This is a genomic window from Streptomyces sp. NPDC093598 (assembly GCF_044764825.1).
In the GTDB taxonomy this organism is placed as follows: domain Bacteria; phylum Actinomycetota; class Actinomycetes; order Streptomycetales; family Streptomycetaceae; genus Streptomyces.
In genome coordinates this window covers 335,189-358,720 of the sequence record NZ_JBIWIV010000003.1, presented here as the reverse complement: position 1 = coordinate 358,720, position 23,532 = coordinate 335,189, and the positions used below count along the sequence as shown (strand labels likewise).

Annotated in this window: 21 protein-coding genes and 1 pseudogene; 12 read left to right on the top strand and 10 right to left on the bottom strand. The window is 73.6% G+C overall.

The genetic code is table 11. The features are described 5' to 3' along the window. Positions 1 to 71 precede the first annotated feature (71 nt). Positions 72 to 1,028 carry an RNA polymerase sigma factor SigJ gene (sigJ, locus tag ACIRDU_RS13445; RefSeq protein ID WP_403578128.1) on the top strand — a complete coding sequence of 319 codons (957 nt, stop codon included), beginning with the start codon at positions 72 to 74 and terminating at the stop codon, positions 1,026 to 1,028. Positions 1,029 to 1,082: 54 nt separating this feature from the next. Beyond that, positions 1,083 to 1,628, top strand: coding sequence for a pyridoxamine 5'-phosphate oxidase family protein (locus ACIRDU_RS13440; RefSeq protein WP_403578125.1), 546 nt, complete (start codon positions 1,083 to 1,085; stop codon positions 1,626 to 1,628). A gap of 2 nt (positions 1,629 to 1,630) precedes the next feature. On the opposite strand, the gene thrS is transcribed toward ACIRDU_RS13440, so the two are convergent. Continuing rightward, positions 1,631 to 2,851: a threonine--tRNA ligase gene (thrS, locus tag ACIRDU_RS13435; RefSeq protein WP_403578123.1), complete on the bottom strand. Its 1,221-nt coding sequence runs from the start codon at positions 2,849 to 2,851 to the stop codon at positions 1,631 to 1,633. Between the two features lie 349 nt (positions 2,852 to 3,200). On the opposite strand from thrS, the gene ACIRDU_RS13430 reads away from it, so the two are divergent. Then, positions 3,201 to 3,986 carry a hypothetical protein gene (locus ACIRDU_RS13430; protein WP_403578120.1) on the top strand — a complete coding sequence of 262 codons (786 nt, stop codon included), beginning with the start codon at positions 3,201 to 3,203 and terminating at the stop codon, positions 3,984 to 3,986. 26 nt (positions 3,987 to 4,012) lie between these two features. Here ACIRDU_RS13430 and ACIRDU_RS13425 read toward each other — a convergent pair whose 3' ends face one another. From ACIRDU_RS13425 to ACIRDU_RS13410, 4 genes are all read right to left on the bottom strand, one after another. Next, positions 4,013 to 4,804, bottom strand: a complete 792-nt coding sequence (locus tag ACIRDU_RS13425) for a GAF and ANTAR domain-containing protein (protein ID WP_403578118.1) — start codon at positions 4,802 to 4,804, stop codon at positions 4,013 to 4,015. 259 nt (positions 4,805 to 5,063) lie between these two features. After that, complete coding sequence (locus ACIRDU_RS13420) at positions 5,064 to 5,795, bottom strand: TIGR03943 family putative permease subunit (protein WP_403578999.1); 732 nt, start codon at positions 5,793 to 5,795, stop codon at positions 5,064 to 5,066. Next, a complete protein-coding gene (locus ACIRDU_RS13415; RefSeq protein ID WP_403578115.1) occupies positions 5,792 to 6,799 on the bottom strand; it encodes a permease in 1,008 nt (335 codons plus the stop codon). Before ACIRDU_RS13415 ends, ACIRDU_RS13420 begins: the two co-directional genes overlap by 4 nt. Before the next feature lie 70 nt (positions 6,800 to 6,869). After that, positions 6,870 to 8,213 carry a tetratricopeptide repeat protein gene (locus ACIRDU_RS13410; RefSeq protein WP_403578112.1) on the bottom strand — a complete coding sequence of 448 codons (1,344 nt, stop codon included), beginning with the start codon at positions 8,211 to 8,213 and terminating at the stop codon, positions 6,870 to 6,872. A gap of 134 nt (positions 8,214 to 8,347) precedes the next feature. On the opposite strand from ACIRDU_RS13410, the gene ACIRDU_RS13405 reads away from it, so the two are divergent. Beyond that, positions 8,348 to 8,494, top strand: coding sequence for a hypothetical protein (locus ACIRDU_RS13405; RefSeq protein ID WP_403579030.1), 147 nt, complete (start codon positions 8,348 to 8,350; stop codon positions 8,492 to 8,494). Positions 8,495 to 8,530: 36 nt separating this feature from the next. Here the strand turns inward: ACIRDU_RS13405 and ACIRDU_RS13400 are convergent, their stop codons facing one another. Both ACIRDU_RS13400 and ACIRDU_RS13395 read right to left on the bottom strand, forming a co-directional pair. Continuing rightward, positions 8,531 to 9,592 (bottom strand): hypothetical protein, encoded by a 1,062-nt coding sequence (locus tag ACIRDU_RS13400; RefSeq protein WP_403578109.1) that lies wholly within the window; start codon positions 9,590 to 9,592, stop codon positions 8,531 to 8,533. A 65-nt stretch (positions 9,593 to 9,657) separates the two neighbouring features. Then, the gene (locus ACIRDU_RS13395; RefSeq protein ID WP_403578106.1) at positions 9,658 to 10,863 is read right to left on the bottom strand and encodes a PP2C family protein-serine/threonine phosphatase; all 1,206 of its coding nucleotides are present in this window, start codon (positions 10,861 to 10,863) and stop codon (positions 9,658 to 9,660) included. Positions 10,864 to 10,984: 121 nt separating this feature from the next. Between ACIRDU_RS13395 and ACIRDU_RS13390 the strand changes: the two genes are divergently transcribed. Together ACIRDU_RS13390 and ACIRDU_RS13385 are read left to right on the top strand one after the other, a co-directional pair. Beyond that, positions 10,985 to 11,425 carry a hypothetical protein gene (locus ACIRDU_RS13390; protein ID WP_403578102.1) on the top strand — a complete coding sequence of 147 codons (441 nt, stop codon included), beginning with the start codon at positions 10,985 to 10,987 and terminating at the stop codon, positions 11,423 to 11,425. Between the two features lie 69 nt (positions 11,426 to 11,494). After that, positions 11,495 to 12,463 carry a hypothetical protein gene (locus tag ACIRDU_RS13385; RefSeq protein WP_403578100.1) on the top strand — a complete coding sequence of 323 codons (969 nt, stop codon included), beginning with the start codon at positions 11,495 to 11,497 and terminating at the stop codon, positions 12,461 to 12,463. Here the strand turns inward: ACIRDU_RS13385 and ACIRDU_RS13380 are convergent. Next, the gene (locus tag ACIRDU_RS13380) at positions 12,360 to 13,709 is read right to left on the bottom strand and encodes a PLP-dependent aminotransferase family protein (protein ID WP_403578097.1); all 1,350 of its coding nucleotides are present in this window, start codon (positions 13,707 to 13,709) and stop codon (positions 12,360 to 12,362) included. The genes ACIRDU_RS13385 and ACIRDU_RS13380 overlap by 104 nt on opposite strands. Before the next feature lie 78 nt (positions 13,710 to 13,787). Here ACIRDU_RS13380 and ACIRDU_RS13375 point away from each other — a divergent pair, with 78 nt between their 5' ends. After that, the gene (locus ACIRDU_RS13375) at positions 13,788 to 14,597 is read left to right on the top strand and encodes an alpha/beta fold hydrolase (protein WP_403578094.1); all 810 of its coding nucleotides are present in this window, start codon (positions 13,788 to 13,790) and stop codon (positions 14,595 to 14,597) included. 43 nt (positions 14,598 to 14,640) lie between these two features. Further along, positions 14,641 to 15,642, top strand: a complete 1,002-nt coding sequence (locus tag ACIRDU_RS13370; RefSeq protein ID WP_403578091.1) for an endonuclease/exonuclease/phosphatase family protein — start codon at positions 14,641 to 14,643, stop codon at positions 15,640 to 15,642. 176 nt (positions 15,643 to 15,818) lie between these two features. On the opposite strand, the gene ACIRDU_RS13365 is transcribed toward ACIRDU_RS13370, so the two are convergent. Then, complete coding sequence (locus ACIRDU_RS13365; RefSeq protein WP_403578088.1) at positions 15,819 to 17,900, bottom strand: PhoX family protein; 2,082 nt, start codon at positions 17,898 to 17,900, stop codon at positions 15,819 to 15,821. Positions 17,901 to 18,180: 280 nt separating this feature from the next. Between ACIRDU_RS13365 and ACIRDU_RS13360 the strand changes: the two genes are divergently transcribed. The 3 genes from ACIRDU_RS13360 (at position 18,181) to ACIRDU_RS13350 (ending at position 22,561) form a co-directional block, all read left to right on the top strand. After that, positions 18,181 to 20,190 (top strand): VWA domain-containing protein, encoded by a 2,010-nt coding sequence (locus tag ACIRDU_RS13360; RefSeq protein ID WP_403578085.1) that lies wholly within the window; start codon positions 18,181 to 18,183, stop codon positions 20,188 to 20,190. Positions 20,191 to 20,350: 160 nt separating this feature from the next. Beyond that, entirely contained in the window at positions 20,351 to 22,069 is a 1,719-nt protein-coding gene (gene metG / locus ACIRDU_RS13355; RefSeq protein ID WP_403578082.1) for a methionine--tRNA ligase, read from the top strand. A 126-nt stretch (positions 22,070 to 22,195) separates the two neighbouring features. After that, a complete protein-coding gene (locus ACIRDU_RS13350) occupies positions 22,196 to 22,561 on the top strand; it encodes a PH domain-containing protein (protein ID WP_030846758.1) in 366 nt (121 codons plus the stop codon). Here ACIRDU_RS13350 and ACIRDU_RS13345 read toward each other — a convergent pair. Next, positions 22,543 to 22,698, bottom strand: a pseudogene (locus tag ACIRDU_RS13345) (DUF397 domain-containing protein); the annotation flags it as partial. The gene ACIRDU_RS13350 and the pseudogene ACIRDU_RS13345 sit on opposite strands and share 19 nt — an antisense overlap. On the opposite strand from ACIRDU_RS13345, the gene ACIRDU_RS13340 reads away from it, so the two are divergent. Further along, positions 22,633 to 23,523 (top strand): helix-turn-helix domain-containing protein, encoded by an 891-nt coding sequence (locus ACIRDU_RS13340; RefSeq protein WP_403578079.1) that lies wholly within the window; start codon positions 22,633 to 22,635, stop codon positions 23,521 to 23,523. The pseudogene ACIRDU_RS13345 and the gene ACIRDU_RS13340 sit on opposite strands and share 66 nt — an antisense overlap. The last annotated feature ends 9 nt before the right edge of the window (positions 23,524 to 23,532 follow it).

Here is a 23,532-nt window from a genome sequence, read left to right as displayed (position 1 = left end):
GGCGCGCGCCTCACATTCCGGCGTGCTGTTTCGTCGAAGGAGTGAGAGCACCCGCGACCGAGGGACACACCATGAGCACCCCGTCCGAACCGGCCGACGACCTCGACGCGATCACGCGCGAGCGGCGGCAGCTGATCAATCTCGCGTACCGGCTGCTCGGCTCGCTGGCCGAGGCCGAGGACGTCGTGCAGGAGACCTATGCCCGCTGGTACGCCCAGTCCGCGGAGCAGCGGGACGCCATCGCCTCCCCCGGCGGCTGGCTGACGACCGTCGCCGGCCGGATCTGCCTCGACCTGCTCCGCTCGGCCCGGGCCAGGCGGGAGCGGTACGTGGGCGAATGGATCCCGGAGCCGCTGCCCGGCCGTACGGAGTGGGTCGGCGGCGCCTCGGCCGGACCGGCCGACCCCGCCGACCGCGTCACCCTCGACGAGTCGGTCACCATGGCCTTCCTCGTCGTGCTCGAGTCGATGACCCCGGCCGAACGCGTCGCGTTCGTCCTGCACGACGTCTTCCGCTACTCCTTCGCCGAGGTGGCCGAGATCGTCGGCCGGACCCCGGCCGCCTGCCGCCGGCTGGCCTCCTCGGCCCGCCGCCGCGTCCGGGCGGAGCGGCCTCCCGCGACGCCGGCGGCCCGGCGCGCGGAGGTCGTCCGAGCGTTCCGCCGGGCGTGGGAGGACCAGGACATCGACGGCCTCCTCGGCGTGCTGGCCCCCGACGCGACCGCGACCGGCGACGGCGGCGGACTCGTGCCGGCCGCGCTCCACCCGGTCGAGGGCGCCGAGCGGGTCGCCCGTTTCTTCGCCGAACGGGCCCGCGCGGTACCCGGCGTCTCGCTCCTGGAGTGCGCGGTCAACGGCCAGCCCGGCCTGGTGGCCCGCAAGGACGGCGTCACGGTGTCGGTGCTGGCGTTCGACATCGCGGGCGATCGCATCCAGCACGTCTGGGCCGTGCTCAACCCCGACAAGCTCCGGCCCTGGACGGCGGACCGCCCTGCCCCGCCCCGGCCACACGAACGGACGCGGCGATGATTCCTGCCCCGGCGGCCGGTCGTTACGAGGAGACAACGAGGAAGGAGTCCCGCCATGTCCGCACAGCGACCGACAACCGAGCTCGACGCCCGTTACAGCTCCGCACTCACCCCCCGCCCGGGTGCCTCGGAGGTCACCGCCACCGAATGGGCCGAGGCGCAACGGCACCTGGGGACCGCCGAGATCTTCTGGGTGTCCACCGTGCGGCCCGACGGCCGGCTGCACGTCACGCCCTGCATCGCCGCCTGGCACGACGGGGCGCTGTACTTCTCCACCGGCCGCCAGGAGCAGAAGGCGAAGAACCTCGCGCACGACGCCCACTGCGCGCTGACCACCGGCAGGAACTCGCTCACCGAAGGACTGGACCTCGTGGTCGAGGGCCGGGCGCGGACGGTCGACGACCCGGCGGCCCTGGAGGAGGTGATCACGGCCTTCGAGACGAAGTACGGGCCGCACATCACCTCCCCCGAGGGCACCTTCCACGGCATCGGGGACGCGATCCGCAGGGGCGAGGACGTCGTGTTCGCGGTGTCCCCGGACACGGCGTACGGCTTCGGCCGGGACAACGGGGTCTACAGCCACACGCGCTGGGCGTTCTGAACCTACGACGGGTCCCACAGCCCGGTGCCGCGGGCCGCCACCCGGTCGCCGATACGGCGCAGCAGCTCGGCGCCGGGCAGGGCGTCCGGCCGGCTGCCGTCACGCAGGCGGGGTGCCACGAGCCCGGCGGCGGCCTCCCGCCCACCGATCACCGCCTGGTACGGCACCAGCCGGGCCGCGCGGACACGGGCGGCGAGGGTGCCCTGCTCCGGGCCGCTGACCTCGGCGCGCAGACCGAGCTCCCGGGCGCGTCCGGCCAGGGCGTCGGCCGCCTCGAACTGCTCGTCCGCCACCGGCAGGACGGCCAGCTGCACCGGCGCCAGCCACGGCGGGAAGGCGCCGCCGTGCTCCTCGACGAGGTGCGCGACCGCGCGCTCCACACTGCCGATGATGCTGCGGTGCACCATGACCGGGCGGTGCTTCGCCCCGTCCGGGCCGATGTAGTGCAGATCGAAGCGTTCGGGCTGGTGGAAGTCGATCTGGACGGTGGAGAGGGTGGCCTCCCGGCCGGCCGGATCGGTGATCTGCACGTCGATCTTGGGACCGTAGAAGGCCGCCTCGCCCTCGGCCGCCTCGTACGCGATGCCGGAGCCGTCCAGGACCTCCCGCAGCAGGGCGGTGGCGCGCCGCCACAGCTCCGGGTCGGCCACGTACTTGCCGCCCTCGCCGGGCAGGGACAGCCGGTATCGGGCCGCGCGGATGCCCAGGTCCGCGTAGGCACGGCCGATCAGCTTGAGCGCGGCCCGGGCCTCCTGCACGGCCTGCTCCAGGGTGCAGAAGATGTGCGCGTCGTTGAGGGTGATGGCCCGCACCCGGGTCAGACCGCCGAGGACACCGGACAACTCCGAGCGGTACATGCCGCCCAACTCAGCCATGCGCAAGGGGAGTTCGCGGTAGCTGTGGGAGCGGGAGCGGTAGATCAGGGCGTGGTGGGGGCAGAGGCTGGGGCGCAGCAGGACCTGTTCGGCGCCCACGTCCATCGGCGGGAACATGTCGTCGCCGTAGTGGTCCCAGTGCCCCGAGGTCTCGTACAGCTCGCGTTTGCCGAGGACCGGCGAGTACACGTGCCGGTAGCCGGCCCGCCGTTCCGCGTCGCGGATGTACTCCTCCAGGGTGTGCCGCACGATCGCGCCGTCGGGCAGCCAGTACGGCAGCCCCGCGCCCATCAGCGGATCGGTGTCGAACAGGTCCAGTTCACGGCCGAGTCGGCGGTGGTCGTGCACGGTGGCTCCTCAGGGTCTGAGGCGAGCACCACGCGACGAAGCCCCGGGGCACTCGCCCCGGGGCTTCGGACATCTGGGTCAGCTGTCAGCGCGCCGGGACACTCTCCGGCGTCGTCGTGGCGGACGGGAACGGCTGGACACGCTGCATGGGCGTGACCGTAACAGAGGGGCCGCGAGCGGGACGAAGGGTTTTCGGACGAGGGGCATGGGTGTCCCGGTCCGCTCACCCGGACGGACCGTATCGCTGGTGGGCGGGCGGTCGCGGTGGTGCCGTAAGAGCACCCACCCGATCTTGGAGAGCCCGCCCCGCCCGGAGGCGCCTCCATGAGCCCCCGCAGGAGGCACTCCGATGACCCACCCTCCGGCCACCCGCGCCCTCATCGCCTCCGCGCTGTCCGTGACCGCCCTGCTGGCCACGGCCGGCTGCTCCATCGACGGCGAGCCGCGGCCCCGGTGGTTCTCCGCCTCCGCGTCCGCCTCCGGCGCGTCACCCGCCGTCGAGCAGCCGGCCGGTTCCGGAGCCGCCCTCACCGAGGCGCAGGCCCGGGCGGCGCTGCTCACCGAGGCCGATCTGGGGGAGCCGTGGGGGCCGACCCGGGGCGCGCGGACCTGGCGGGACGGGCTGCTCAAGGCGACCACGGAGGACCGGGACTGCCAGCGGCTGCTGGACGTCCTCTACACGGAGGAGCCCTTCGGCACCCCGAAGGGCCCGCAGGCGACGTCCGCACTCGACGACGGGGACACCGACGCCCAGCTGCGCTACCAGGTCGCCGCCCATCGCCCGGCGGACGTGGACCGCACACTGCACTGGATGCAGTCGCTGCCCGGCAGATGCGGCCAGTTCACGGCCGCGACCACCCGAGGCGTCAGCCAGGGCGTCGAGGTCCGCGATCTGCCGCTGCCGCCGGTGGGAGACGCCCGGCAGGCCCTGCGCGTCACGCTGGCCGGCGAGACGGAGGAGGGGGAGCTGACGTACCTCACGATGGACATCGCCGCCGTCCGCGTCGGCGAGGAGGCGATCACCCTCACCAACGCCGGACTCGACGAGGTGGACGCGGAGGTCACCCAGCAGACCGTGCGGCTCGGGGCGCAGCGCCTGGCCGAGATCCGGAAGCAGGGCAGGGCACAGATCTGACGCCCCGGTCCCAGCGGCCCCAGGCTTCAGTACCGGTCGAAACGCGTGCGGTGGGCGATCACGTCCCGTGCCACGTCCAGGGCCGTACGCCCGCGCGCGAAGGCGTCCGCCCGCAGCCGCGCCAGCGCGTCGTCCGCGCCCACGCCGAGCTGCGCCATGATCATGCCGACGGCCTGGTAGACCTCGTCGTGGTCCGCGGCCAGCCCGCTCAGCCATTCTTCCCCGTCCGGCGTCCCGGGCTCGTCCCCGTGCGGCAGCGCCATCAGGGCCACGGTCATGACACCGGCCACGATCCGGGCCACGTGCAGCTGGCGTTCGGTGAGTCCGCCCGGGCGGTCGCGGTACAGGTCGAGGGTGCCCACGCACACCGCGCCGCTGCCCAGCGGCACCGCGTACACCGCCCGGACCCCGGCCTGCGTCGCCTGCTGGGCGAAGACCGGCCAGCGTCCGGCGTCCCGGCCCGTGGTCAGGTCGCAGGCGAGCACGGGCGCGCCGTCCTCCAGCGCGCTCTGGCAGGGGCCGTCTCCCAACGTCGCCTGGATCTGTGCCAGATGCGCGGCCTGCTCGCTGCTCGCGCTCAGCTGCACGGGCATGCCCTCGCCGCGCAGCGACACGCTCGCGCCGATCACCGGCAGCAGTTCCACCGCCACCTCGCACAGCCGCCCCGGCACCTCTCCGGGCTCGGCGCCCCGCACGCCTCTGGCGATCACGTCGGCGGCGACGACTCCGTCCGGATCCGGTCCACCACCCCAGGCGCGGCCGGGACCCGGGTCACCGTCGGGAGCGCCTCGCGGGTCGTCCCTGGGCCGCACGGCCACCGCCTCCTCGCATCACCGCGGCTTGCACCTCGCCGTTTCCGGGGCGGGCCGCACGGGCGGGGCGGACCGTCGTACGACCGGCTGCGCGGACGGCCGGTGCGCGGCCTCCGGCCGGGCCGGCGCCCGCGCCGCCGCGACCCGCACGGCTCCGCGCCCGACACCCGCCCGGATCACTCCGAGCCCTCCCGGAACCGTGCCCGACTACCCGTAGCCAGGGGGGCAAAACCCCTGCGCGGGGCCCCGGCGCGGCGGACCGGCCTCAGCGCTTCTCGTACGGGTTGTCGGGCTGCGGCACCCGCCGTACGGAGGTGACGTCGATGACCGGTGGCCAGGCGGCGGCCGAGCCCGGCTCGCCCTCGGGGTGCCACGTGCCGGTGACCGTCACCCAGGTGTCGACCGGCGGGGCCTGCGCGCCGCGTACCTCGGCCTTGGCGGTGGTGGCGTCGGCGGCGCAGCAGGAGACGAGGAGGCGCGTGACGTACCAGGAGCCGTCGTCGTCACGGGTGACGAAGCCGGTGAGCCGGACCGTACGGCCTTCCAGGGAGCGGCCGCTGTCGTAGACGGCCCGGGAGCCGAACTCCCCGAGGTCGAGATCGACCGGGTCGCCGGACGGCAGGGCGGGGAAGGTGCCGAGGCCCCGGGCGGCACTCCGGGCCGCCTCGCGCTCCGCGCTGTAGGAACCGAGGGCGGGCGGCGGGAACAGCAGGAGGGCGAGGGCGGGCAGCGTGAGCAACCAGGCGACGCGTGGCCCGGCGGGGCCGTGACCGTGCCCTGCGTGGCCGCGGTCGTCCCCCTGTTCGTGCTCGTCGTCCCCCCTGGGCGTCAGCACCGCCACCGCCACACCCAGCAGCACCAGCGCCGCCCCGGACGCCACCAGGTACGGCCGCAGCCCCGCCTGGACGTACCTCAGATACAGCTCGCTGAAGAGCGACACCCGCAGGATCGCCGCACCCACGAGCGTGAGCAGTACGGCCGGTCCGTAGCGCCTCACAGCAGCCACCACCCCACCAGGACGCTGCTCGCGATGGCCACCAGCCAGGTCGCGGAGGAGAACCGCACCGCGAAGGCCCTGCCGAACGTGCCCGTCTGCAACGCGATCAGCTTCAGGTCGACCATCGGCCCGACCACCATGAACGCCAGCCGCGCGGTCGGGGAGAAGCCGCTCAGCGACGCCGCCACGAACGCGTCGGCCTCACTGCACACGCACAGCACGACCGCGAGCAGCGCGAGCAGCAGCACCGACAGCCAGGCCGACCCGGTGAACACCTCCAGCAGCGCGCGCGGTACGACGATGTCGAACGTCGCCGCGGCCGCCGCCCCGAGGACGAGGAACCCGCCCGCGTGCAGGAAGTCGTGCTGAAGCCCGGAGACGAAGGCGCGCGGGCCGCCGCCCGGTACCTGCCCGGTGCCCCGTCTCGGCAGCCGCAGCCACTCCTCCCGCCCGAACCGCGCCCACAGCCAGCCCATCACCACGGCCGTGCCGAGCGAGGCGACCAGCCGCCCGAGGACCATCTCCGGCTTCCCCGGGAAGGCGACCGAGGTCGCCACCAGGACGACGGGGTTGATCGCGGGCGCCGACAGCAGGAAGGCGAGGGCGGCCGCCGGCGCGACACCCCGCCGCATCAGGCTCCCCGCCACCGGCACGGACGCGCACTCGCACCCGGGCAGCACGACCCCCGCCGCCCCCGCGACCGGCACGGCCAGCACCGTACGGCGGGGCAGCACCCGCTGGAACACCCGCTCGGGCACGAACGCCCCGATCGCCGCCGACACGACCGTGCCCAGCAGCAGGAACGGCACGCCCTGGACGGTGATCGCGGTGAACACCGTCCACCAGGCCGCGACGGGCGGGGTGTAGAGGTCGAGCGCCAGCATGGGCCCGAGCACCGACGCCACCGTCGCGATGGCGAGCAGTGCGGCGCCGCCGAGGACGGCGTACACCACGGCCCGCAGGCCCAGCCGTATGCCGTCGGCCACCGTTCGTCGGTTCTCCACGCGCCCGCCCCGGTCGTTCACATCCCGGGAAGGAGGCTAACCCGCACGGCTGTGGAAGGACCCTGTCTCCTCACAGAGGAGGCTGTGCGGGCGGGGGCCCGAGGGTGGTGGTGCCGGGGGCCGTACGGTGGCCGAGGCCCGTCCGGTAGGCGTCCAGGGCCGCCTCCACCCGCCCGGTCCGCCGCAGCAGGTCGCCCAGCAGCCGGCACAGGTCGGCCAGGTCACCGGCGGCACCGGCCCGCTCCAGCAGGCTCAGGGCGCGGACGTAGTGCTCCTCGGCGTCCTCCGTGCGGCGGGCGTCCTCGGCGATGATGCCGAGCAGCCGGTGCGCGGCGGCGGAGTGGACGGCGCCACGCTCGGGGGACAGGTGCCCGAGGACGTCGTGCAGCAGGGCCGCCGCCTCGTCGGACCTGCCGCGCCGGTGCAGGACGTCGGCCAGCTCGACGGTGACCTGGCTGCTGTAGAGGGCGGCGCGCTTGGCCGACAGCATGCCCAGGGCCTCCCGCAGCTCGGCCTCCGCCCGCTCCAGCTGTCCGTCCTGGGCGTAGACGTAGCCGCGCATCCAGTGGCAGTTGGCGAGTTCGGTACGGATCTGCAGGCCCCGGTACAGTTCGGCGGCCTTGGCCAGGGAGGCGTCGGCCTCGGCGAGGCGGCCCTCGGCGACCAGGGTGCGGGCGACGGACCGGTGCATGCGGGCGACCAGGGCGGGGTCGCCGGACCGCGGGGCGAGGGCCAGGGCGAACTCGGCGGCCTGGGCGGCCCGGGCGTGCGCGCCCATGTCCATGTACGGGCCGATGGCGCTGGCGTAGAGCAGCAGCAGGGCGTCGGGGTCGTGCAGTCCGCCGCGGTTCAGCTCGTCGAGGGTGGTCTCCAGCAGGTAGACGGCGTAGCGCAGTTCACCGGCGAGGTAGTGGGCCACGGCCCGGCCGCGCAGGGCCGGGACCCGGGCGGGCAGCGGCGCTCCGGCCAGGCATTCCTCGGCCCGCTCGAAGTACTGCCGGCCGGCCACGAGATCGCCCGTCTCCAGGGCGCACTCGCCGAGCCCGAGCAGGGCGGCGTACTGCTCGGCGGCCAGCTGGTGCGTCTCGGCCTCGACGAGCAGCTCGGCGTACTGCCCGGCCGCCGCCTCGGCCTCGCCGACGGCGAAGGTGCGCTGCGCCTCGGTCAGCCGCAGCCGCAGCCCGGTGACGAGCCGGGCGGAGCGCCCGCCGGCGAGTTCGTCGAAGGCGACGCCGAGGCGCTCCGCGAGATGCCGCAGGGCGTCGTCGGAGGGCCGCACCCGGCCCGACTCCAGGGTGGAGATGTAGGCCGGCGTGTACACGGGTTCCGCCAGCTGCCGCTGCGTCAGTCCGCGTTCCGCACGCAACCGCTGCACCCGGCGACCGATGGTCCCCGGATCGTCACGCTCCCCCACGCCAACTCCCCCTGTGCCTCTTGCCGTTCGGCCTGAACTGCCCCTAGGTTAAACGGAGTGTTAAGCCTGATTGTCGAACACGCTTAACACGTTGTCGCCGTAGTCGCCGCCCCAGTTGCGAGGTCGCCGTGCTGATGCGCACACGCACCGCCGAGCGGTACGCCCGAGGTTTCACCGCCGCCCTCGTCGCCGTGGCGACCCTGCTGCTCGCGGCGAACGCGGGACCGGCGAGAGCCGAGACACCACACCCGGTGCCACAGGCCGTCGCCGACTCCCGCTGAGCACGACGTCACGCCCCGCGCCCCGGCGCACCCGGCTCAGCCCTGGGTCTGCAACTGCCTCAGCTGCCGCTGCACATGGTCCAGCGCCCCCTCGCGCCGCCCGGGCACCCGCCCGCGCAACGCGGCGAGTGCGGCGCCCAGTTCGCGGGCGGGGGCGGTGTCGCGGACCTGGCCCCACTGGTGGTGCGCCCGGTCCACGGCGGCCTCGACGGCGGGGGCGTCCGGCGCCTGCCCGGCGTTCAGGCGGGCGGTGGCGATCATCAGCCAGGTGCGGCAGCTGCGCGCGGCGTCCCCGGCGAACATCGCCAGGTCGGCGCGGACCTCGGCCCAGTGCAGGGCCTCTTCGGAGGCGGGCCCGTGCGCGGTGACGGCGCTCTGCTCGTGCCGGGCGGCGAGCGCGTCGGCGTCGGCGTGCCGGCCGGACTGCACGGCGGCGGTGATGGCGGCGTGCGGATCCCCGCCCGTCGGGCCCGGCGTGCTCAGCACCAGGTCCGTGCCCGCGCTCTCCGGCGCGATCCGGGTGAGCGCCTGCTGGTGCAACTGCTCGACCGGCGGCCTGAATCCGCTGCGCAGGATCGTCGCGACGGCCTTCATGTACGCCGGTACCGCGACCGTGCGTCTGGACGGCGGGGGCGCGATGCGACCGTGAACGGCGTTGCCGCGGCCCGAGTCCAGCGGGGCGCCGCGCAGCAGCTCCCAGGTCTCGGCGTCGGCGTGCAGGTCGAGCAGGAGGGTCGTGGCGCCGGCGGGCCGAAGCCGCAGTTCCTCCCGGAACCAGTGCCAGGGGAAGGCGGTGTAGCGGGTGGTGGAGGCGGTGGTGCGGGCCAGCGCGAGGTGGGGCAGGCGCTGCCGGCGGTCGAGCTGGAGCTGGCCGGTGACGTACACGGTGAGCGGGCCGGGGGCCGCGGCGGCGGCGCGGAGCCGGGTGAGGACGGCCTGCGGCTCCAGCGGGTCGGCGAGTTCGACGACGTTCGCGGTGTCGGTGCCGGACAGCACGGCGGGCGGTACGGCGGCGAGGACGGGGAGCACGGAGGCGGCGTCCACCAGGCGCCCCTTGCCCACCGGCGAGGCCGCCAGCAGCAGCACGGTTCCGGGCATCGCCCCACCCCCTGTGTCGATCACGTACGTCAGCACGGTAACCGCTGCGGCTGCAAAGGGGGGTCTCAGGACCGCAAACGTCCGCCTTCGGGGGCTTCGCCCCCCGTGCTCCTGCGGACGGCGAACACCGTGGTGTCGTCGGCGAGGTGCCCGCCGCCGTGCCGCAGCGTGCCGTCCCGGACGAAGGCCGCCAGACGGGCCGGTTCGGCGGTGCCCGGGTCCTCGGCGACGGCCCGGGCCACCTCGTCGGCGAGCGGGTAGAACGCCCCGGTGCCGTCCCGGGCCTCCGTCACCCCGTCCGTCACGAGCAGCAGCGTCTCGTCACCGGCGACCCGCCACCGCCGGATCTCCGGCGGCCCGGGCGCGAGGGCCCGGAAGCCGAGCGGCAGCCCGGTCCCGGCCGACAGGGTGCGCACTCCGCCCGGCCCGACGGCGAGCGGCGGCTCGTGCCCGAACAGCAGGACGTCCACCGCCTCCCGGTGGTCGTCGGGGAAGGCGAGCAGGACGGCCGTCGCGAACCTGTCACCGTCCGAGCGGCCCAGGGCGACGGTGTGCCCGCGGTGCCGGATCATCCGTGTCTCCAGCCGCTCGGCGACCCTCGCCAGGTCCGCCTCGTGGTACGCGGCCTCACGGAACGTGCCGAGCAGCGCGGCCGCCGCCTCCACCGCGCCCAGGCCCTTGCCCTGCACGTCACCGACCAGGACGCGGGTGCCGTGCGGGCCGGGCTGGATGTCGTAGAAGTCGCCGCCGACGCGGGCGTGGGCGTCGGCGGTGAGGTAGACACCGGCGTGGTCGAGGCCGCCCCAGCCCGCCGGGAGCGGGCGCAGGACGGTACGGCGGATGGTGTCGGTGACGTCGCCCATGTGCAGCGCCCGGCGCTCGTCGCGCACGCGGATCGCGCAGGCCAGGGTGGCGAGGATGCCGCCGAGGGCGACGAGGACGAAGTCGGCCCGTCCGGCCCGGTATTCGTGCGGCCAGGCGCTGTCCGCGACGACGTACGTCACCAGCGAGAGGACCGCGAAGAAGGCCGTGCCCCACACCCCGCAGATCGAGGCGGCGATGGCCGGCACCAGCACGATCCAGGAGATCATGCGGAACTCGCCGATGGTGTGGTAGTCGGCCACCGCGATGGCGACGAGCAGCAGCAGTGGCGGCGCCCAGGCCACGCTGCGGCCCCGCACCCGCAGCAGCTCCTGCCGCCGCACGACGTTCCGGCCCCCGGCCCGGGCGTGCCGGACGAGCGGGCCGTGCCCCCCACGGTGGCGGCTCACGGCCCCAGCGAAACACGGGGCAGGACCGGCCGCATCCCGTTCCGGGCGCTCCGCCGACTTGCCAGGGGCTGCCCGCCGGTGTGCCCTGGATCCAGGGGCAGGGACAGAGAGGAGAGCTGTCATGGCTCATGCGGCACCCGCCTCGCGCAAGGTGATCACGCAACGTCGTAGGCCCGATGTCTTCAGCGCGCGGACCCACGCCGTCGCGAAGGTGGCGCTGCCCGTCGTCCTCGGGTTGGTCTACGGCTTCTGGGCCGCGGCCAACCAGCGTTACGGCGGGCCCGTCACGGGCTGGAACCTGCTGTTCGGCTTCGTCACGGCGCTCGTGTTCGCCGTGCTGTTCGCCGCCGTGTGGCGACTGGCCCCGCGGCTGCCCCGCGAACTGCACGCGCTGAGCTGGTTCGTCTTCACGGGCTGCGCGATCGGCTTCCTCTTCAACCAGACCGGGGCGTCCGTGTACAGCTCCAGCGGCCTGGGGCTGCTGGTGGGAGCCGGCATGTCCGCCATGGTGTTCTACCGCTCCTACACGCACCAGGACGCCGCCGGCCGGCGCATCGGCTGACGGGGACCAGGACACCCGTTCGGAGGAGCCGCGCTCGCGGAACGGGCCCGGGGCGCCTTGCCTGGAAGGGTGTCCCCGCGCGACCGGGCGCCCGTACCCGCGAAGGCGCCCCCACGAACGCGGAACGTCCTGTCGGCCGTTCTGCTCAGCCTGGCGTGCCTCCTCCTGCCGTTCGGCGCGCTGGCGTCCTGGGCCGCCCACGGGCTGACCGACACGGGCCGCTACGTCCGGACGATGGCGCCGCTCGCCGCCGACCCGGACGTGCGGCGCGCGGTCGCGGACGCCGTCGGGGACGGCGTCATGCGGGAGGCCGGGCACGAGTTCGACACCGGCGCGCTGCGTGGGGCGGTGGGGCCCTTCGTGCACGACGCGGCGCGTTCCTTCACCCGCACCGAGGCGTACCGCGCGGCCTGGGACGCGTCGAACCGGGCCGTGCACGACGCGGTGCTGCGCGCCCTGCGCGACGACGGCGCCCACGGAGCCCCGGTCACCGTCGACGCGGCCCCCGTCATCGCCCGGGTCAAGCAGCAACTCTCCGACGACCACGTGCCGTTCGCCCACCGCATCCCGGTCACGCACACGCGGATCCCGGTGCTCCCGGCTGACGACGTGGACCGACTGCGCAAGGGGTACCACGTGCTGGACACCGCCGCCTTCTGGCTGCCGCTCGCCACCGCCGTCCTCGCCATCGCCGGGATCGCCGTCGCCGCCTGCCGCCGCCGCGCGGTCACCGCCCTCGGCCTGGGCACGGCCGTGGGCGGCGCGCTGCTGGTCCTCGCCGTCGCGATCGGCCGCCGCCTCACCCTCGCCGACCTGCCCGACGCGTTGCACCGCCCCGCCGCGGGCGCGGTCTACGACGCCCTCACGGCCACCCTGCGCACCGTGTCCTGGCTGCTGTGCGTGCTGGGCCTGACGGTGGCGGCCGTCACCTGGGTCACGGGCCGGTTCGCTCCCCGGCTCGCCGCGCGGCGATCTGCGCGAGGGTCCGCAGTGCCCGGCGCAGATCCGGCTCCGGAGCCGACGCGAGCCCGAGCCTGACGGCGTCGGGCGTGTGCCCGGGGGCGACGGCGAAGGCGGGGCCGGGCGTGACGGCGATGCCGTGCGCCGCGGCGGCGCCCGTGAAGGTGTCCGCGCGCCACGGGGCGGGCAGCTCCCACCAGGCGAAGTAGGCGCCCGGGTCGGACCGTACGGCGAAGCCCGCGAGTTCCTCGGCGAGGATCCGCTGCCGCCGTGCCGCGTCCGCCCGCTTGGCCGCCACCAGCCGCTCCACCGTCCCCTCCCCGGCCCACCGCACGGCCGCCTCCAGCGCGAACCGCCCCGCGCTCCAGCCGCCCGAGCGCACGGCGTCGGCCACGGCGGCGACCCGGTGCGGCGGTACGACGAGGAATCCGACGGTGAGCCCCGGGGCGACCCGCTTGGAGAGCCCGTCGACGACATGGGTGAGGGCCGGGGCGTGCACGGCGAGCGGATCACCGGGCTCTCGCAGGAAGGACCAGATGCGGTCCTCCACCACGGGGAGGTTCAGGTCGTGGACCAGTTGGGCGAGTTGCAGCAGCCGCGGCCGGCTCGTCGTCAGGGACGTCGGGTTGTGCAGCGTCGGCTGCACATAGAGGGCGGACAGCGGCGCCGTACGGTGTGCCGCGGCGACGGCCTCCGGGAGCAGCCCGGCCGCGTCCCCGGCCAGCGGCACCAGTGTGATGCCGAGCCGCACCGCGATCTCCTTGACCAGCGGATACGTCAGCTGCTCCACACCGACCCGGCCGCCCGGCCGGACCAGTGAGGCGAGGACGGCGGCGATGGCCTGCCGGGCGTTTCCGGTGAACAGCAGCCGCTCGGGGGCGGGGCGCCAGCCCGGGGTGGTGAGCAGCGTTGCCGCGGCCTCCCGCGCGGCCTCGGTGCCGGTGGCGGCCGCCGGTAACAGTGCCTCGGCCAGCACGTCGGGGCGCAGCAGCGGCGCGAGCACGGGGGCGAGGAGCTCCGGCTGGCCGGGCGCGGAGGGGTAGTTGAGCTCCAGGTTGACGGGCGCTGCGCCCGGCCCGGGTTCGGTGAGCGACCGCCCCGCCTGCCCCAGCGCCGGGGCGGCCCGTACGAAGGTGCCGCGCCCTACCTCCCCCACGACCAGCCCGCGGCGCACGAGTTCGCCGTACACCCGCCCCGCCGTCGACGGGGCGACGCCCCGGCGCCGCGCGAACGCCCGCTGCGGTGGCAGCCGTTGCCCCGGCCGCAGCCGTCCGGCGGCGATGTCGTCGGCGATGCGGTCGGCGATACGCCGGTAGTCACTCATCGGCCCGGACCCCCTTGGATTGCACCGAGAGCAAAGATCTTATTGCACCGAGTAGTTGAGCGGCCTAGGGTCGACGCCATGGCACCCTTCCTCGCATACGAGGACAAAGGCCCCGATACGCATCGGGTGCCCCTGGTCCTCGTCCACGGCCACCCCTTCGACCGCACGATGTGGGCCCCGCAGCTCGACAGGTTCCCGGGTACCCGCCGCGTCATCGCCCCCGACCTGCGCGGCTACGGCGCCTCGCCGACGGCCCCGGCCGTCACGGACTTCTCCGGGTTCGCCCGGGACATCGAGGCCCTGCTGGACGAGCTGAAGGTGGAGTCGTTCGTCCTCGCGGGCCTGTCGATGGGCGGCCAGATCGTCATGGACTGCTACCGCCTGTTCCCCGAGCGCGTGCGCGGCCTCGTGCTCGCGGACACCTTCCCGTCCGCGGAGACCCCCGAGGGCGTGCGCGCCCGGGACGCCATGGCGGACCGCCTCCTCACGGAAGGCATGCGCGGCTACGCCGACGAGGTCCTGGAGCGAATGGTCGCGCCGTACGCGTCCGCCGAGGTCAAGGCGCACGTCCACGGCATGATGACCGCCACCGCCCCCGAGGGCGCCGCCGCGGCCCTGCGCGCCCGGGCCCGCCGCCCCGGCTACGACACCCTGCTGACCCGCGTCTTGGTCCCGGCCCTGGTCGTCGTGGGAGCCGACGACACCTTCACGCCGGTGGCCGACGCCCGGGCCATGCACGCCGCCCTCCCGGACGCGGAGCTGCACATCATCGAGGGCGCCGCCCACATGCCGAACCTGGAACGCCCGGAGGTGTTCGACCGGGCGCTGGAGGAATTCCTGGCCCGGGTCGATGCCCGGCAACCTTCCCCCGCCCCACCCCGTCTTTGAGGGAGGATGCGGGCATCCCACCCCGCGAACGGAAGGCCGGGCCTTGGACACCGCCGCTGCCGAGTGGACCGCCGGGGACGACGGGCGCGAGCACCGTCCGCCCGGACGGCGGTTCGGCGCCTGGTGCGCCGGCCTGCTGTTCGCCGGTGTGAGCGTGGTCGTCGGTTTCCGCGCCGCCGACAGCGACGGCATCACCCCCGTCCCGCAGCTCCTGGCCTTCCTCCCCTGGCTGCTCGTGCCCACCGCCGTGGGGCTGCTGCTCACGCTGCTGTCCCGCCGGTGGCCCGGGACGGTGTGGGGCGTCGCCCTGCTCGGCGTGCTGGCCTGGTACATCGAGCCGTACGGCAAGGCCGACGACCCCGGGGGCCGCCCGGTCGCCGAACTGCGCGTGCTGACCTCCAACGTCGAGTTCGGGCAGGGCACCGGCTCCCTGGTCACCGCCGTCCGCCGCGAGCAGCCCGACGTGCTCTTCGTGGAGGAATGCGACTACGCGTGCGACGCGCGGCTGAAGCGGGACCTCTCCCAGGACTACCCGCACCGCCGGGCCGTGGAGGGCGGCGGCTCCGAGGGGTCCGTCATCCTCAGCCGCTTCCCGCTGCGGCCCACCGAGGGCGTGCGCGGCACGATGGGCATGCCCGGGGCGGTCGCCGACGTGGACGGGCACGCCGTACGGCTGCAACTCGCCCACCCCATGCCCCCGCTGCCCGGCCAGGTGGATCTCTGGCGCCGGGAGCTCGGCGCCCTGCGCGACGCGGCCGCCGCCGACCCCGGCACCCCTCTCGTCCTGGCCGGCGACTTCAACGCCTCCCAGGACCACGCGGCCTTCCGCCGCATCCTCGACACCGGCCTGCGCGACGCCTCCCGCCTGGACGGCGCCGACCGCACGGCCACCTGGCCGGCCCGGACGGCCCCCACGCTCGGCGCGCAGATCGACCACGTCCTGGTGTCGGAGGACTTCGGGGCGGACCGCACCCGCATCCTGGACCTGGCCGACACCGACCACCGCGCGGTCGTCACGGACCTCACGCTCCACGAGCGCCGCTGACGGGCCGACTTCCTCAGGGCCTTGTCCACCGCCGCGGCCAGGCCATTGGCCCACAGCCGGTCCACACGGGACCGCTCGGTCGCGCTGCTCGCCGCGGCCCGTACGGAGACCGGCACCCGACGGCCCTCTCGGACCGCCGAGCCCGGTCCTTCCCTGAACCGCTGCCGTCGAACGGCTCAGACGCCGATGTCGCACCCGTCGGCACGCCACACGGCCACGACGGCCGGACGGACGTATGTGCCGGGCCCGTCGGGCCAGGTGCTGGCGGGCTTCTCCACGGACGCGCCGTCGATCTCGCCCGGGTGCTGCACGGCGACCAGAACACGCCGGTCCTGGATGATCGGGCCGCAGGTCTCGGCACCCTTCGGCACGGTCAGGAACTGCTTGAGCTCACCGCGCCGCTCACCCCGGGTCGCCACGCCGAACAGGCCGTCGTGCGAGCCGAGCTGGGCGCCGTCGGTGGAGATCCACAGGTTGCCGTAGGGGTCGAAGGCCACGTTGTCCGGGCAGGAGATCTGGCTGACGGCGTCCTTCGGGAACCCGGCGAAGTAGGTCGCCGGGTCGTCCGGGTCACCGGCGACCAGGAACAGCGACCAGGCGAAGCGGGTGCTCTCGGGCCGGTTCCACCGCTCGGTGAGCTCCAGCACGTGCCCGTGCTTGTTGGCGTTGCGCGGGTTGGCCTCGTCCGCCTTGGCGTTGGAGCCGACGCCCCGGTTGCTGTTGTTGGTGAGGGCGACGTACACCTTGCCGGTCACCGGGTTCGGCTCGATGTCCTCGGGCCGGTCCATCTTGGTGGCGCCCACCTTGTCACCGGCGAGCCGCGTGAAGACGAACACCTCCTCGGCGCTCATGCCCTCCACGTGCGAGACGGCTCCCTTCGCGGTGGCGGTGGCCAGCGGAATCCACTCGCCGCTCCCGTCGAACTCGCCGTCCTTCGGGAGCTTGCCCGTGCCGTCGATCTCGATGGCGGGAGAGTCACCGGTGAGCTTGGCGACGTACAGCGTGCCCTCGTCGAGCAGGGACAGATTGTGCTCGCGGACGGCCCGGGAGGTGCCGTGCTTCATCCGCTTGCTGCCGACGAACTTGTAGAAGTAGTCGAAGCGCTCGTCGTCACCGGAGTACACGACCGGCCGCCCGTCGTGCGTCAGCCGCACGGTGGCGGCCTCGTGCTTGAACCGTCCGAGAGCCGTGTGCTTGCGGGGCGTGGAGGTGGGGTCGTACGGATCGAACTCCACCACGTACCCGAACCGGTGCACCTCGTTCGGCTCCTGGGCGACGTCGAACCGCTTGTCGAACCTCTCCCACTTGCGCTCGGTCGCCCCGGTGCCGATCCCGTACCGCTTGTCGGTCGCCCTGCTGCTGTTGGCGAAGTACTGGTTGAAGTTCTCCTCGCCGTGCAGGGTCGTGCCCCACGGGGTGACGCCGCCCGAGCAGTTGTTGAGGGTGCCGAGCACCTTGGTGCCGGTCGGATCGGCGGAGGTCTTCACGAGCTCGGACCCGGCGACGGGCCCGGTGAGCCGGAACTCGGTGGTGGCGGTGACACGCCGGTTCAGCTGGTGCCGGGAGACGGCGGTGAGCTTCCCGCTCTTGCGGTCCCCCTCCACCACGACGGCGGACAGCCCGTGCGCGGCCCAGGAGATCTCGACCTGCTCACGGGTCGGGTTGGCGGCGTCGTAGCCGCGGAACATCAGCATCTCGTCGGTGTACTCGTGATTGGCGACGAGCAGCTGCCGGCCGCGCTCCCCGGGCAGCGGAAGGAGGGCGAGGAAGTCGCAGTTGTACCCGAACTGACCGGCCTGGGCCTTCGCGGTCTGCTTCTCCGGGTCGAAGGCGGGGGCACCGCGCAGGATGGGCTCGCCCCAGCGGATCACGACGCTCTGCCGGTAGCCGTCCGGCACGGTCACCGCGTCGGCGGTGTTGGGCGCGACGGGCGCGAACCGCAGCCCACGCGCGCCCTTGTTCTTGCGCCGGGCAGCCTCGGAGGCGGCAGCGGAGGCCGGTGCGGCGGCGGCCTGCGGGCCGTGGGCGACACCTGCGGCACCCGCTCCGGCGGCGGCCACGGTCACCACGGCCGCCGCGCGCATCATCGACCGGCGGCTGAGCGCACCGGCGATCACGTCACCGACGTACTCGTTGGAACTGGTGTTGGGCACCTCGTGGAAGCAGGCGTCACCACACCGGAAACGACAGGTCATGGCGGACCGGCCGCCAGGGTGCGAACCGGACGGCGTTCCGATCAACGGCAGCAGCTTGCGCACTTTACTCTCCCCATGGATGCCCTTGGTGTCAGCGTGACCGTAGGGGCACATACGTGCGGTAGCCGGGCGCCCTGGTGAACAACGAGTGAACCCGTGGCAGCCGTACGGGGGTTGCGGTCATTCAGCAGGGCGACACCTGCGCAGGCCGGATGTCCCCCTTGACAGGGTGGACCAGGCACAACAGACCCTGCCCAAGATCACGCAGGAGGGCCGCTAACCTTACGTGTCCGTCCTGGCCAGGGATTGACGGGCTTCAACTCACGCGAAGGGTTGCGCGCACATGGGCATTCTCACTCTCTTGCGGAACGCGTTCGGACGGTCACGCAAGTCACGGACCGCCGAGGCGGAGGGTGCGGCGCGGACGACGACGGCCGCCGGTGAGACCAGCGGGACCGAGGAACAGACCAGCCGCGAAACGCTCACCCCTGCCGATCGGCCCCAGGAGGCGACCGCCTCCGCCGACCCGAAGGTGCCGTCCCCCTCCCCGGAACCGAAGCCCACACCCACGGCCAACGTCCCCGAACCCCGGACGTCGTCCTCCGACGAACACGACCTGGTGTCGGCGGCCTTCGACAATGTGACGGTCCCCAGGCCCGCACGGTCGACGGAGGGCGAGCCGGACGCTGCGGCGGACTCGACGCCTGCCGAGGAGCCGACGGTTGTCGAGGAACGGGCCGCCGCCGGGGAGCCGACGGTTGCCGAGGAACCGGCCGCCGCCGAGGAACCGGCCGTTGCCCAGGAGCCGGCCGCTGCTGAGGAACGGGCCGCTGCCCAGGAGCCGGCCGTTGCCGAGGAACCGGCCGCCGCCGAGGAGTCGGCCGTTGCTGAAGAGCCGGCTGGGGAGAAGGCGGCTGCTGACGAGGAAGCGGCGGTTGTCGCGGAGCCCACGGCCACCGAGGAGCCGGAGGCTGCGGCGGCGCCGGTAGCGGAGCAGGCGACGGAGGCGACTTCGGCGGAGACGCCGGTCGCCGCGGAGCCGGCGGTGACGGACGAGGCTACGGCGGAGAAGCCTGAGGCCGACGCGGCGGACGAGGCCCAGCCCGAGCCCGCGGTGACGACAGACGCGAAGGCTGCGGCCGAGGCGGACGCACCGGCAGCCGCGGAGGCCCCCACCCCGAAGGCGCACTCCACGCCGGAGGCGGAGCCGGCGGCCGAGGCGACGCCCGAAACGGAGCCGAAGGAGGCCGAAGCCGAGCCCGCAGCCGACGCGAAGCCCGAGCCCGCAGCGGACGCGAAGCCCGAGCCCGCAGCCGACGCGAAGCCCGAGCCCGCAGCGGACGCGAAGCCCGAGCCCGCAGCCGACGCGAAGCCCGAGCCCAAGGCCGAGGCCGAGCCCGCGGCCGATGCGAAGCCGAAGCCCGAGCCCAAGGCGAAGGGGAAGGCCGCGCCGAAGGCGGAGGCGGAGGCGGAGGCCGACACGGGGACGAAGCCCAAGACGGCGGCCCCTGAAGCCAAGGCCCCTACAGCCAAGGCCCCTGAAGCCAAGGCCGACGCCGTCCCCGAACCCGCGGCCGCCGACGGTGACCCGGCCCCGCAGGGGCCACCCGCACCCGGCGACGAAAGCAGCACGGGTGATGCGGGTGCGGGTGGGAACAACAGCACGGCCGAAGGCGAAGCCGAGGCCGGACCCGCCCTCCCCCTCACCCGCGTCAAGACCCGCGCCCCCGGCCTCACCACCGCCTACAAGGCCGCCACCACCACCCTCGAGACCAACAACCTCACCGGCACCCGGGCCAAGGTCTACCTCGTCCTCGACCGCTCCGCCTCCATGCGCCCGTACTACAAGGACGGCTCCGCCCAGGCTCTCGCCGAGCAGACCCTCGCCCTCGCGGCCCACCTCGACCCCGAGGCAACCGTCCCGGTCGTCTTCTTCTCCACCGAACTCGACGGCACCGGCGAGATCACCCTCACCGACCACGAGAACAAGATCGACGACCTGCACGGGAGCCTCGGCCGCATGGGCCGCACCAGCTACCACGCGGCGGTCGAAGCGGTCCTCGCCCGGCACGACAAGGCCGAAGCCCCCGGCACCCCCGCCCTGGTGATCTTCCAGACCGACGGCGCCCCGGACGCGAAGACCCCCGCCACCCAGGCCCTCACCGCCGCCGCCGAGTCCCACCCCGCCGTCTTCTTCTCCTTCGTCGCCTTCGGAGACCCGGAGAACAAGGCCTTCGACTACCTCCGCAAGCTCAAGACCCCGAACACCTCCCACTTCCTCGCCGGCGAAACCCCCCGCGAGCTCACGGACAAGGAGCTCTACGAGGGCGTACTGGCGAACTGGCGCCCGTAACCCTCCCCGGCCCCATCCCGGCCCACCCGACGCCGCCCGCTTCCCACCCCGTAAAAGGGGAGGCGGGCGGCGTACCCGTGTCAGCTACGATTTCAAGGTTCCGTAGACGACCGAGACCACGAGATCGTCACCCCACGTAGCGACTTGGGAGCAGCCCGCGATGGCTCGACACCTCATCACCAGCGCCCTTCCGTACATCAACGGGATCAAGCACCTGGGCAACATGGTGGGGTCCATGCTCCCGGCGGACGTCTACTCCCGCTACCTGCGCCAGCGGGGCCACGAGGTCCTGTACATCTGCGCGACGGACGAGCACGGCACCCCCGCGGAGCTGGCCGCCAAGGAGCAGGGCGTGCCCGTGGACGAGTTCTGCACCGAGGCGCACCACCAGCAGAAGGCCATCTACGACGGCTTCAACCTGGCCTTCGACTACTTCGGCCGCAGCTCCTCCCCGCAGAACCACGAGATCACGCAGGAGATCGCCCGCGAGCTGAAGGCGAACGGGTTCATCGAGGAGCGCGCGATCCGCCAGGTGTACTCGAACGCCGACGGCCGCTTCCTGCCCGACCGCTACATCATCGGCACCTGCCCGCACTGCGGCTACGACAAGGCCCGCGGCGACCAGTGCGAGAACTGCACCCGGGTCCTGGACCCGACCGACCTGATCGACGCCCGCTCGGCGATCAGCGGCAGCAGCGACCTGGAGATCCGCGAGACCAAGCACCTGTTCCTGCTCCAGTCGGCGCTGGCCGGCGAGGTGGAGGCGTGGGTCGACGAGCGCGCCGACAACTGGCCGGTGCTGGCCTCCTCCATCGCCCGCAAGTGGCTCACGGAGGGCCTGCACGACCGCGCGATCACCCGTGACCTGGACTGGGGCGTCCCCGTCCCGGCCGACACCTGGCCGGACCTCGCCGCGGAGGGCAAGGTCTTCTACGTCTGGTTCGACGCCCCGATCGAGTACATCGGCGCGACGAAGGAGTGGGCGGACCAGGACCCGGAGAACCGCGACTGGCGCTCCTGGTGGTGGGAGTCGGACGCGAACGTCCACTACACGCAGTTCATGGGCAAGGACAACGTCCCCTTCCACAGCGTGATGTTCCCGGCGACCCTGCTGGGCACCCGCGCCCCGTGGAAGAAGGTCGACGTCATCAAGGCCTTCAACTGGCTGAACTACTACGGCGGCAAGTTCTCGACCTCGCAGCGCCGGGGCGTCTTCACGCACGACGCCCTCGACATCCTGCCGGCCGACTACTGGCGCTACTTCATGATGGCGAACGCCCCGGAGTCGGACGACTCGTCCTTCACCTGGGAGCACTTCACCGCCACGGTGAACAAGGACCTGGCCGACACCCTCGGCAACTTCGTCAACCGCGTCCTGTCCTTCTCCAAGAAGCGCTTCGGTGAAGAGGTCCCGGCGGGCGCCGAGCCCGGCGAGGCGGAGGCGAAGCTGGGCGAGGAGATCGCCCGTCTGCTCGCGGAGTACGAGTCGCAGATGGAGGCCATCCAGTTCCGCAAGGCGGCGGCCGCGCTGCGCGCCCTGTGGTCGGCGGGCAACTCCTACCTGGAGGAGAAGGCCCCCTGGCTGGAGATCAAGACCAACCCGGAGGGCGCCGCGCTGACCCTCCGGACGGCGATGAACCTGATCCACCTCTACGCCGTGGTCTCCGAGCCGTTCATCCCGACCTCGGCGAAGAAGATGCGCGAGGCGTTCTCCCTGAAGGACGACACCGCGCTCTGGGTCACCGCGGACGAGGCACGCTCCCTCACCGCCGTCCCCGCCGGCACCCCCTTCACGATCCCGCCGGTCCTGTTCGCCAAGCTCACGGACGAGGACCTGGAGTCGTACAAGGAGCGCTTCGGCGGCGAACCGGCCGCGTAACGGGCGTAACGCGCTCGCTACAGCACGGGGCCCGGGAGAACGAGAGCCTTCTCCCGGGCCCCGTGCTTTGCGAAGATCCCCTCAGGACGGCCACGAAGGCCGCCCCGACTCGACCAGGGGGAACACATGGCACTCTTCGGCAACGCACACACGGTGAACCCGCAGTCGGCCCAGCAGGACTACGCCCGCCTCCTCGGCCACGGCGAGCAGGTCCACGCCGCGTTCCTGCTGATCCGCGACACCATCCTCTTCACCGACCGCCGCCTGATCCTGATCGACAAGCAGGGCATCACCGGCAAGAAGGTCGAATACCACTCCGTCCCCTACCGCAGCATCACCCACTTCGCGGTGGAAACGGCCGGCACGTTCGACCTGGACGCCGAGCTGAAGATCTGGATCTCCGGCACCCCGACCCCCATCGAGAAGACCTTCACCAAGGGCGTCGACATCTACGAGGTCCAGGCGATCCTGACTCAGTTCGTGGCGAGGTAGGGCAAGAAGTCCGCCCAGGCGCCGGGCGTGATGGCGAGCCGGGGGCCTTCGACGTTCTTGGAGTCGCGAACATGCACGGCGCCGGGGGTAACGGCAAGCTCAACGCAGGAGTTGCCGTCATTTCCTCCGCTCGCCGACCGAGCAGTTCATCCGGCGGCGTCATCCACGACAACACCCGCCACACCACCCGCTTCACGGTGATCGGCAACCACCTCACACAACACCCGGACCTGTCGCTCCTCGCCATCGGACTGGCCTGCCACATCCAGTCGCTGCCCACCGGCGCGGGCATCGACATCAAGTCCCTCGCCGCCCGCTTCCCCGAGGGCCCGACCCGGATCGCCGCCGCTCTGCGCGAGCTGGAGACCCACGGCTACCTGAGCCGCACCCGCGAACGCACGCCGACCGGCCGCATCGTCACCCGCACCGTCTCCTGCAACCAGCCAGGCCGCCGACGCGACCACGCCACGCCCGAAGCGGCACCGCCCGAGCCCCCGGCGCCCCGGACGGCCACCGCCCCTCAGCGGAAACCCGCACGCCCACGGGCCCTCCCCGCCGTGCCCCGGCCGGTGTACAGCTCCCCCGCCCTCCTCCGGACGGCCATCGAGGTCCTCGTCGGCCTCCGCCGCGCGGACCCCCGCCTGCTCCTCTCCGCCACCGACGCCGAGCACCTCGCCCCCGGTGTCGCCGCCTGGCTGGAACGCGACCTCACCCCCACCGCCGTACGCCACGCCCTGACCAGCGACCTGCCACCAGAACCCCTGCGCCGCCCGGCCGCCCTCCTGGCCCACCGCCTCACGGCCCAACTGCCGCCCCTGCCGCCGTTCCGCACGCCCGAGGCGCCACCGGCCGTCCGCCACCCCCTCCAGAACTGCGACGGCTGCGACCACGCCTTCCGCGGCCCCGCCCCCGGCCGCTGCCGCACGTGCCGACCCGATCCCCCCGGAGGCCGCCTAGCATGAACGTGACGA

What these genes read in the sequence shown, in the direction of transcription:
- ACIRDU_RS13430 (WP_403578120.1), top strand. Translation starts at nt 3,201, where the DNA reads ATGACCCACCCTCCGGCCACCCGCGCCCTCATCGCCTCCGCGCTGTCC.
- metG (WP_403578082.1), top strand. Translation starts at nt 20,351, where the DNA reads ATGGCTCGACACCTCATCACCAGCGCCCTTCCGTACATCAACGGGATC.
- ACIRDU_RS13360 (WP_403578085.1), top strand. Translation starts at nt 18,181, where the DNA reads ATGGGCATTCTCACTCTCTTGCGGAACGCGTTCGGACGGTCACGCAAG.
- ACIRDU_RS13440 (WP_403578125.1), top strand. Translation starts at nt 1,083, where the DNA reads ATGTCCGCACAGCGACCGACAACCGAGCTCGACGCCCGTTACAGCTCC.
- ACIRDU_RS13390 (WP_403578102.1), top strand. Translation starts at nt 10,985, where the DNA reads ATGGCTCATGCGGCACCCGCCTCGCGCAAGGTGATCACGCAACGTCGT.
- ACIRDU_RS13400 (WP_403578109.1), bottom strand. Translation starts at nt 9,592, where the DNA reads ATGCCCGGAACCGTGCTGCTGCTGGCGGCCTCGCCGGTGGGCAAGGGG.
- ACIRDU_RS13405 (WP_403579030.1), top strand. Translation starts at nt 8,348, where the DNA reads ATGCGCACACGCACCGCCGAGCGGTACGCCCGAGGTTTCACCGCCGCC.
- ACIRDU_RS13380 (WP_403578097.1), bottom strand. Translation starts at nt 13,709, where the DNA reads ATGAGTGACTACCGGCGTATCGCCGACCGCATCGCCGACGACATCGCC.
- ACIRDU_RS13350 (WP_030846758.1), top strand. Translation starts at nt 22,196, where the DNA reads ATGGCACTCTTCGGCAACGCACACACGGTGAACCCGCAGTCGGCCCAG.
- ACIRDU_RS13375 (WP_403578094.1), top strand. Translation starts at nt 13,788, where the DNA reads ATGGCACCCTTCCTCGCATACGAGGACAAAGGCCCCGATACGCATCGG.
- ACIRDU_RS13340 (WP_403578079.1), top strand. Translation starts at nt 22,633, where the DNA reads ATGCACGGCGCCGGGGGTAACGGCAAGCTCAACGCAGGAGTTGCCGTC.
- sigJ (WP_403578128.1), top strand. Translation starts at nt 72, where the DNA reads ATGAGCACCCCGTCCGAACCGGCCGACGACCTCGACGCGATCACGCGC.